Source organism: Arsukibacterium indicum (assembly GCF_019100565.1).
Taxonomy (GTDB): domain Bacteria; phylum Pseudomonadota; class Gammaproteobacteria; order Enterobacterales; family Alteromonadaceae; genus Alishewanella; species Alishewanella indicum.
On record NZ_JAHRID010000010.1, the window covers coordinates 70,227 to 78,981 of the forward strand.

The 8,755-nt window shown below is 48.0% G+C and carries 11 protein-coding genes; 1 reads left to right on the forward strand and 10 read right to left on the reverse strand.

The genetic code is table 11. From position 1 onward, the window contains the following. Positions 1-16 precede the first annotated feature (16 nt). From KQY15_RS17520 to KQY15_RS17540, 5 genes are read right to left on the reverse strand one after another with little or no spacing between them, the layout of a single operon-like run. Positions 17-658 carry an SCO family protein gene (locus tag KQY15_RS17520; protein ID WP_217671214.1) on the reverse strand — a complete coding sequence of 214 codons (642 nt, stop codon included), beginning with the start codon at positions 656-658 and terminating at the stop codon, positions 17-19. After that, positions 648-1,559 (reverse strand): heme o synthase, encoded by a 912-nt coding sequence (gene cyoE / locus KQY15_RS17525; protein WP_217671215.1) that lies wholly within the window; start codon positions 1,557-1,559, stop codon positions 648-650. The genes KQY15_RS17520 and cyoE overlap by 11 nt, the downstream gene beginning before the upstream one ends. After that, entirely contained in the window at positions 1,560-2,555 is a 996-nt protein-coding gene (locus KQY15_RS17530) for a COX15/CtaA family protein (RefSeq protein ID WP_217671216.1), read from the reverse strand. It lies immediately after the preceding gene. Further along, positions 2,552-3,067, reverse strand: coding sequence for a redox-active disulfide-containing membrane protein (locus KQY15_RS17535; protein WP_217671217.1), 516 nt, complete (start codon positions 3,065-3,067; stop codon positions 2,552-2,554). Before KQY15_RS17535 ends, KQY15_RS17530 begins: the two co-directional genes overlap by 4 nt. Continuing rightward, on the reverse strand, positions 3,060-3,785 hold the full coding sequence (locus KQY15_RS17540; RefSeq protein WP_217671218.1) for an SURF1 family protein: 726 nt from the start codon (positions 3,783-3,785) through the stop codon (positions 3,060-3,062). The genes KQY15_RS17535 and KQY15_RS17540 overlap by 8 nt, the downstream gene beginning before the upstream one ends. Positions 3,786-3,811: 26 nt before the next feature. Here KQY15_RS17540 and KQY15_RS17545 point away from each other — a divergent pair, with 26 nt between their 5' ends. Continuing rightward, positions 3,812-4,021 (forward strand): DUF2909 domain-containing protein, encoded by a 210-nt coding sequence (locus tag KQY15_RS17545; RefSeq protein WP_217671219.1) that lies wholly within the window; start codon positions 3,812-3,814, stop codon positions 4,019-4,021. 9 nt (positions 4,022-4,030) lie between these two features. On the opposite strand, the gene KQY15_RS17550 is transcribed toward KQY15_RS17545, so the two are convergent. The 5 genes from KQY15_RS17550 to KQY15_RS19120 form a co-directional block, all read right to left on the reverse strand. Continuing rightward, complete coding sequence (locus KQY15_RS17550) at positions 4,031-4,912, reverse strand: cytochrome c oxidase subunit 3 (RefSeq protein WP_217671220.1); 882 nt, start codon at positions 4,910-4,912, stop codon at positions 4,031-4,033. A gap of 1 nt (position 4,913) precedes the next feature. Further along, a complete protein-coding gene (locus tag KQY15_RS17555) occupies positions 4,914-5,471 on the reverse strand; it encodes a cytochrome c oxidase assembly protein (protein WP_217671221.1) in 558 nt (185 codons plus the stop codon). Between the two features lie 10 nt (positions 5,472-5,481). Further along, complete coding sequence (gene ctaD / locus KQY15_RS17560) at positions 5,482-7,083, reverse strand: cytochrome c oxidase subunit I (protein WP_217671222.1); 1,602 nt, start codon at positions 7,081-7,083, stop codon at positions 5,482-5,484. Between the two features lie 2 nt (positions 7,084-7,085). After that, positions 7,086-8,228, reverse strand: coding sequence for a cytochrome c oxidase subunit II (gene coxB, locus KQY15_RS17565; RefSeq protein ID WP_308160265.1), 1,143 nt, complete (start codon positions 8,226-8,228; stop codon positions 7,086-7,088). A gap of 325 nt (positions 8,229-8,553) precedes the next feature. After that, the coding region (locus tag KQY15_RS19120; RefSeq protein WP_302850369.1) for a LexA family protein at positions 8,554-8,755 on the reverse strand (202 nt) is incomplete at its 5' end.

The following is an 8,755-nucleotide window of genomic DNA, read 5'->3' on the forward strand; positions in this document are numbered from 1 at the left end:
AGCTAATGGCTGGTGATTACTGATTTTGCAGCTGGTTTAATACCAGTGGAAAATCACTGAGTAACTGCTCACGGTTAACCAGCGGCACTTCGCCTGGCAGCATATCCGGTTTAAAAATTGCTGCCACTTGTCCTTGCGGGTTAATAAGTACCACTGAAGCACTATGGTCTACCAGATAGTCCTGCTCGGTGGTACTGCTCATCGCATACATTAAGCCAAGTTCCCGAACAAACGGAAATAGCTGATCATGACCGGCCGTTAAGCCGCTTAATGCCGGCTGTTTAAAATAATCAACATATTGCTTTAGTTGCTGTGGTGTATCACGTTGCGGATCAACCGAAATAAACCAGATTTGTAATGGCTTATCAACGCTAACTGCCAGCTCATCTCTGACACCCGCCAGTTTAGCCAATGTTAGTGGGCAAATATCCGGGCAAAAAGTATAACCAACAAAAGCCAGAGTCCATTTATCCATTAAGTCTGCCCGGCTACGAACAGCGCTATCCTGATCCAGCAATTTAAATTCAGACAGATTGCGTGGCTGCGGATACACCAGGGCTTTTTCGGGTAATGGTTGATGCTGCCACAACAAATACAACATTACCCCGGCGACAACGGCACCGGCCGACAGCATCACGACAATGACATTACGAAACATAAAAAGGAGACACCTTAAAGTAATGATCAACCAGCAACACTAAAAACAACACCATCAAATGAACAATAGAAAACTTAAATGTCGCCATTGCTGTCTTGCTATCAGCATTGAATTTCAATTTCCAGGCGTATTGTAAAAAGCGTAAATTAAGCAAGGTACTGCCAAGCAAATATACTGCACCCGTCATACCTACAATATATGGCAGCAGGCAAACCAGACAAAGCAACACGGTGTATAGCAAAATAGCGCTTTTTGTGTATTCAATACCGTGGGTTACCGGCAGCATCGGCATATTCACCTTGGCATAATCATCGCGACGATGGATTGCCAGTGCCCAGAAATGCGGTGGCGTCCAGGCAAAAATAATCATTACCAGCAGCAGAGAATAGCCATGAATATCGCCGGTGATGGCTGTCCAGCCCAATAGTGGCGGCATGGCACCGGCTAGGCCACCTATCACAATATTCTGTGGGGTTGCCCGTTTTAAAAACATGGTATAGACCACCGCATAGCCAAATAAGCTAAGCAATGTCAGCCAGGCAGTAAGCGGGTTAACCCCAAGATATAGCAAGACAAACCCGGTAGCAGCCAGAGCGCAGGCAAATGCTATGGCTTGCTGCGAACTGACTCTGCCCTTGGCAACAGGTCGGCTGTGAGTCCGGGCCATCTGCGCATCAATTCTTTGATCAACCACATGGTTAAGTGCCGCAGCAGCGCCCGACAACAAGCCAATACCTATCGTCGCAAAAATCACCACAGCTACATCCGGCAAGCCGGGCGTCGCCAACATCATTCCAACCCAGGCTGTGAGTACCAGCAAGGCGACAACTTTAGGCTTGGTCAATTCCAGATAGTCGCGCCAGCGTGACATACTCTGCCTCGATACCATTATTGTTGCCATTTATGCCTCCCTGCCAGCAGGCCGGTATAGCTGATACAGCACCACGACCATGATCATAAGTAAGTTCGCTCCGACAAAATTATGTGCTACCGCATTAACCAGAGGTAGATGCAGTACCACATTTAACAGACCCAGAATAAATTGCAACAACAAAACCGCGCCCATTGCTAACGCAAAATTCTGCATTATCTTAGTTTGAGCCCGCCGGTACAGCTTGACAGCAAACCAGCTTACTACCGCCAACGTTATAAAAGCACCAATCCGGTGGAATACATGCACCGTTTGACGGGCCTCAGCTGACATAACGCCATATTCATAATCACTGTAACCCAGGTGTAAATCAAAGGCTTCATCCAGCGCCAGCCGGCTCATCCAGCCTGCTTCACATACTGGCAATTCAATGCAGGCTAACGCGGCATAATTAGCGGCGGTCCAGCCACCCAGCCCGATTTGTAGCATTACCACTATGGCAGCGATAATTGCCAGCGGTCTTAATTTTGCCAGAGCAGGTTCGGCTACGCGCAATTCAGGCGTCAGCTGCATCCAATATAGCGCCAGCAAACAATACAGCGTAAAACCGCCGAGCAAATGTGCCAGCACGACTATCGGCAGTAGGCTCAAGGTTACAGTAAAGGCACCCAATGCCGCCTGACATATTACCAGTAACAAAAGCATGCTTGGCAAAGCACGGGGCTGACGCCTTTTGCTGACAATAGCAGAGACCATGATTGCGGCGATTAACAAGCCCAATGTACCGGCAAGGTAACGGTGAATCATTTCGTTCCAGGCTTTTTGTGGCTCTAGCGGCCGGTCAGGAAAGGCCTGCGCGGCCAGCGCTATACTCTCAGGCTTCTGGGGTACTTTCAGAAAACCATAACAGCCTGGCCAATCAGGACAGCCTAAACCGGCATCCGTTAAACGGGTAAAAGCACCATAAATAATCACTACCATGGTAAGCAGCAGGGTTATGGAAACCAACTTCTTATGTCTGGTCATACACTGGTCCTGTCATAATTTAACAGCTTTAGTAAGTCATAACGGATACTGCGGGCAATGTCTGCCATTTCAGCATCTTGCTCCGGCATCGGATAACTCAGCAATACCAACCCTTTCTGATCAACCAGCAATATTTGTTGCTGCAGTAATGTCACATCGTTAATCTCAGCCCGCTGCTGTACAAACATCGGATAAGCGTCAGGCTCATTGAGGGTTCCTACCACAACAGGTTGCACCTGTTCCTGCTTGCGACCAAGACCAATATATAGCTGTTTCACGGTATGTAATGCATTCTGACAGCGCTGCTGACAGGGTGTGTCGGCCAGCATAACAATCCGCCAGTGCTTTTTCTGGCCGCTGATATCATCCAGCAGAAAGATCTCCTGTTCAAGCCACACACCTTTACTGGATGAGCCTGGATTAAACCAACCCATTTCCAGTACCAGCTTTGCTGCCGCCAGCGGCATTACACAACACACTACGAACAGCAGCATAAATTTATTCTTATTCATTCTCTCTCCCGCTGCGCCGGGCAGCAGCAAGTGCCACTGCAACTACGGCGATTGCCAGCATAAACCATTGAAACGCATAGCCATGGTGTTTTTCAGGGGGCATAACCACCGCCTGGTAATGAGGTAAAAAAGGACTTGCTCCCTGCTGATACAGCAAAAAAGCATAAGCGCCGACCGGCAACTGGTTTGCCATCTGTTCCAGCTCTGGTTGCTGGATCCGTTGCGGCCAACCGGTACCTTCGGTATTCGGCCCCAGCCGGAAGCCTCCAACCTTACTGCGAATCAATCCTTGCAGCTGCAACTGCTCTGGTATCACCAACTCAGGCAGCACAGCCCTGTTATCACCGGCAGGAACCCAGCCAAGGTTTACCAGCAGCGGCCGGCTTTTCTCCATACTCTGTACCGGTATAATCACATCGTAGCCAACTTTACCTTCTACAATCTGATTATCCAGCAACCAGACATAAGGCTGTAGCCATTGCCCGTCGCCTGCAAACAATACCCCGTCAGCCTCTGCTGCTGTCAACACAGCCAACTGTTGCCAGTTCAATGCACCCTGCTGCTGCAGTTGCTGCAACTGACTAAGCTGCATCGCTTTTTCTTCGGCGCGCTGTAATTGCCAGTAGCCAAGCTTGCTTAAAATAATAAAAGCCGTCACAGTAATCAGCAACCACACCTTGTGAATGCCAAAATAGCGGCCAAATAGTTTAACCCGCATAAATTGCCAACCGGAGATAAAAAAGGATGTTGCTTAAGCTTGTTATCATTGCACTACTACTATTTATTGTTTTCAACCTGTTCCGGGCCGGATTTATAATGCTGCGTAACGATCCGGAACAAAAACAAATGTCTCGATTTCTCGGGCGCCGGGTATTCTATTCCGTACTGGTACTGCTGATTTTGTTGCTGGCGATGGCCCTGGGTTGGATCACGCCCAACCCCAGACCTTACTAACCATTATTGTTACAGGATATAGACAATAACAAACAGACAAATCCAGACCACATCAACAAAATGCCAGTACCAGGCTGCGGCCTGAAAGGCAAAGTGCTTCTCAGGGGTGAAATGCCCCTTTAACACCCGGAAAAACACAAACAGCAGGATGATAGCGCCAAGGGTAACGTGTAAACCATGAAAGCCAGTCAGCAGGAAGAAGGTGTTACCGTAAAAGCCAGAATCCAGACGCAGCCCGAGATCCTGATAAGCGTGAATATATTCATATACCTGCAACCCCAGGAAAGTTGCGCCTAATAGCAGGGTCAGTAACAACATCAGCTTTAACTGGCCGCGTTTTTGCTGCTCCAGCCCGGTATGGGCAAAATGCAGGGTAACAGACGATATAACCAGAATAGCAGTGTTAATTAATGGTAAGCCAGTCCAGGGCATCGCTTGTGTTTCAATACCACCGGGCGTTTTCACCAATGGCCAGACAGGTTCAAAATTTGGCCAAAGTAACTCAAAGGTCATGGCGTTGTTACTGGAGCCGCCAAGCCATTGCATCGCTATTACCCGGCCGTAGAACAATGCCCCGAAGAACGCCATAAAAAACATCACTTCAGATACAATAAACCAGCTCATTCCCTGGCGGAATGACCGATCCATCTGACTACTGTACAAGCCGCTCATCGACTCATCTATCACATTGCGGAACCAGCCCACCAGCATAAATACCAGCACGGCAAAGCCTAGCAGCAGTAAATAGCCACCGAAGCCACTTTGCTGCTTGCTTACATCGATTACCAGATGCCCTGCACCAAAAGCAATAAAAAACAGGGCAACCGCACCAACAATTGGCCATGGACTTTGGGCGGGAACATAATATTTTTCGTAGGTTTTTGTTGTCATCTTATTCCCCAATATTATCTTGTAATGGTTGCTGGTCTGCCCATGCCTGAGTGACATCGTATAAGGTGTAATTCAGGGTTATAGTATTAAATTGTGCCGGCAGTGCCGGGTCGACATAAAACTGTAACGGCATCAGCATATCTTTGCCGCCAGCCAGCTGTTGCTGGCTGAAGCAAAAACACTCAATTTTATTAAAATATAATGCGGCCTGACCTGGCGACACCGAAGGCACGGCCTGGCCGACAATCATCTGGCCGGTCGGGTTCTCTGCCAGATAATTCATTATATGAATTTCACCAGGGTGTACTTTCATACTATGCACTTCAGGTTTAAACACCCATGGCATGTCTTTGTTAGGCCGCGCCAGAAACTCAATGGTTATTTCACGGCTGGTATCAACAATGGCATTATCGCCCGTTGCTGCTACCGCCGCGGTTTTGCCATTAATACCGGTTAAATCGCAAAATACGTCGTAAAGCGGTACCAGCGCAAAACCAAAACCAAACATTGCCAGCGTAACCAGTATAAGTTTGCCAATTAACGGTTTGTTCTGCGCCATGGCCCGCTCCTTACTTAATTACCGGTGGCGTTTCAAAGGTATGGTATGGCGCCGGTGACGGCACTTCCCATTCCAGACCTTCTGCACCTTCCCATACCTGATCTGTTGCCTTAACCCCGCCTCGGGCACATTTAATCAGTACCCAGACAAAAATCAGTTGTGACAAGCCAAACAGGAAACCACCTATACTTATAAAAGCATTAAAATCAGCAAACTGCAGTGCATAATCCGGGATCCGACGGGGCATACCCGCCAGGCCAACAAAATGCATAGGGAAGAACAACAGGTTTACTGAAATAAGCGAGCACCAGAAATGCCATTGACCAAGCGTTTCGTCATACATGTTGCCGGTCCACTTCGGTAACCAGTAATAAACAGCTGCCACTATTGAAAATATTGCGCCGGTAACCAGCACATAATGAAAATGTGCCACCACAAAGTAAGTATCATGATACTGAAAATCGGCAGGGGTTATCGCCAGCATCAGGCCGGAAAAGCCACCAATAGTAAACAGTACAATAAAGGCCAGTGCGAACATCATCGGCACTTCAAAGGTCATGGCGCCACGCCACATCGTTGCCACCCAGTTGAACACTTTAACCCCGGTAGGTACGGCTATCAGCATGGTGGCGTACATAAAGAACAGCGTCGCAAACACCGGCATACCGGTGGTGAACATATGGTGCGCCCAAACCAGGAACGACAATATTGCGATACTGGCCGTCGCGTAAACCATTGAGGCATATCCAAAGAGCTTTTTACGGGCAAACGTCGGGATAATAGCTGAGACAATACCGAAGGCTGGCAGGATCATGATGTATACTTCAGGGTGACCGAAGAACCAGAAAATATGCTGAAACAGTACCGGATCGCCGCCACCTGCTGCATCAAAAAAGCTGGTACCAAAGTACTTATCGGTTAATACCATTGTCACCACGCCCGCCAGCACCGGCATGACCATAATCAGCAAAAATGCGGTAATAAACCAGGTCCAGACAAACAGCGGCATTTTCATCCAGGTCATTCCAGGCGCCCGCATGTTCCAGATTGTCACAATAACGTTGATTGCGCCCATGATAGAGGATATACCCATAATATGGACAGAGAACACAAATAGCGCGGTGCTGTCACCGCTGTACGTCGTTGACAAAGGCGCATAGAACGTCCAACCGAAGCTGGGGCCACCACCAGGCATAAACAGCGATAACAACAGTATTAAAAACGCGAAAGGCAGGATCCAGAAGCTCCAGTTGTTCATCCGCGGCAATGCCATATCAGGCGCACCAATCATCATTGGAATCATCCAGTTAGCCAGGCCAGTAAACGCAGGCATTACCGCCCCGAATACCATAATAAGGCCATGGACCGTCGTCATCTGATTGAAAAAGTGTGGTTCGACAAATTGCATACCGGGCTGAAACAGCTCCAACCGGATAACCATCGCCATCGTGCCGCCAATAAAGAACATGATTAATGCAAACACCAGATACATGGTGCCGATGTCTTTATGGTTAGTAGTATATAACCAGCGCGTTATCCCGCTGGGTTTGTGATCATGATGATCGTGTTCATGATGCTCTTGATCATTTGGTTCGGTAATTACTACAGACATGATTATTCTCCCTCACCCTGCTGCACTTTAAAAACATCGGCAGCCTGGACGGCATCACCGGTATCGTTCCCCCAGGCATTGCGGGTGTACGTCAGGACAGATGCTAATTCTTTTAACGATAACTGGCGGCCAAACGCCTGCATTGCAGTACCGCTTTTGCCATTAAGCACAATATCAATGTGCGCTGTTTTATCATTCAGGATAAGATCGCTACCTGCCAGAGCCGGAAAAATGCCGGGTAAACCAGCTCCGTTTGGCTGATGGCAAGCGGCACAATAAGCGATGTAAGTACGCTCACCATTGGCCATTAATTCGGACATGTCCATATTCATTGCCAGTAATTCCTGCTCAGCGGCTTTCGCTTCTGCTATCCGGGTTTCTTCAGCAGTCTTCCACGCAGCATAATCATCCGGGCTTTTGGCTATTACCACTATTGGCATGTATGCGTGATCTTTACCACAGAGCTCTGCACACTGGCCCCGATAAACCCCGGGCTCATCGACCCGGGTCCAGGCTTCATTGATAAACCCGGGGTTAGCGTCTTTTTTAACTGCAAACGCGGGTACCCACCAGGAGTGGATAACATCATCTGAGGTCATCAGGAAACGTATTTTCTGGCCGGTAGGTATTACCAGCGGCCGGTCTACTTCCAGTAAATAATTTTCGCCTTTTTCAAAGCGATTCGTTATTTGCTCTCGAGGGGTGGCAAGCACAGAGAAGTATTCAAGATCACTACCAAGGTATTTGTAGTGCCATTTCCACTGCGAGCCGGTTATTTGGACCGTGACGTCTGCTGCAGAGGTATCATCCATGGCAATTAGCGTTTTGGAAGCAGGTATAGCCATACCAATTAAGATAACAACCGGAATAGCGGTCCAGAGAATTTCTATTTTGGTACTTTCATGAAATTGAGCCGGTTGCACGCCCCGCGATTTTCGGTGTAACAGGATAGAAACAAACATTATCCCAAACACCACTGCACCGATAACACAGCAAATCCAGAAAATCAGCATGTGCAGGCTGTAAACCTCCTGGCTGATCTCCGTAACGCCTTTGGTCATATTTAAAGGCATGGCTGCTGTATTAGCCGATGCGGCTAAAAGCAAGGTCGGCAGCGACCAACGTATACTACGCGTCTTCGCCACTGTACTTCTCCTCTGTCATTTGCAAAGCAAACCGCAGAAACCTGTACACAGTAATACACGGCGAATACCGATAGAAAATACGGTGAATACCGCTAGCCCCCGAACCTATGTATGACGTTTCTTTAGTTTATTATTGTTATAGTTTTTTAATTTTAACTGCCCGCGCAGTAACCCAAACCGGAAACCGATATTTTTTCGGCAACCTTTGTCTAAGAATCATCCAAATCAACGCCAGTGTAAACCCCTAAATAACAAAAGCGCCGGCAAAACCAACAGGTCATACCAGCGCCTTCATTAACAATTAACCTATTGAGCTAATAGTTTTTTATAACCAACTTCCATTCCTGATTACCCCAACTGCCAATCCTTCAATAGCAAACTGCTGTTGGCGCAGGTCTACTTTAATCACATCAAATTCTTTATTTTCCGGATGTAGCAACACCTGGTGGCCATCGCGTTGAAACCGCTTAACGGTAACATCCTCATCAACTCTGGCAACAACCACCTGCCCGGGCTGTGCCTGGGAT

Excerpts from the sequence above, each read along its gene's own strand:
- ctaD (WP_217671222.1), bottom strand. The coding sequence starts at position 7,083 with ATGTCTGTAGTAATTACCGAACCAAATGATCAAGAGCATCATGAACAC.
- KQY15_RS17550 (WP_217671220.1), bottom strand. The coding sequence starts at position 4,912 with ATGACAACAAAAACCTACGAAAAATATTATGTTCCCGCCCAAAGTCCA.
- KQY15_RS17555 (WP_217671221.1), bottom strand. The coding sequence starts at position 5,471 with ATGGCGCAGAACAAACCGTTAATTGGCAAACTTATACTGGTTACGCTG.
- cyoE (WP_217671215.1), bottom strand. The coding sequence starts at position 1,559 with ATGGCAACAATAATGGTATCGAGGCAGAGTATGTCACGCTGGCGCGAC.
- KQY15_RS17545 (WP_217671219.1), top strand. The coding sequence starts at position 3,812 with ATGTTGCTTAAGCTTGTTATCATTGCACTACTACTATTTATTGTTTTC.
- KQY15_RS17530 (WP_217671216.1), bottom strand. The coding sequence starts at position 2,555 with ATGACCAGACATAAGAAGTTGGTTTCCATAACCCTGCTGCTTACCATG.
- KQY15_RS17540 (WP_217671218.1), bottom strand. The coding sequence starts at position 3,785 with ATGCGGGTTAAACTATTTGGCCGCTATTTTGGCATTCACAAGGTGTGG.
- KQY15_RS17520 (WP_217671214.1), bottom strand. The coding sequence starts at position 658 with ATGTTTCGTAATGTCATTGTCGTGATGCTGTCGGCCGGTGCCGTTGTC.
- KQY15_RS17535 (WP_217671217.1), bottom strand. The coding sequence starts at position 3,067 with ATGAATAAGAATAAATTTATGCTGCTGTTCGTAGTGTGTTGTGTAATG.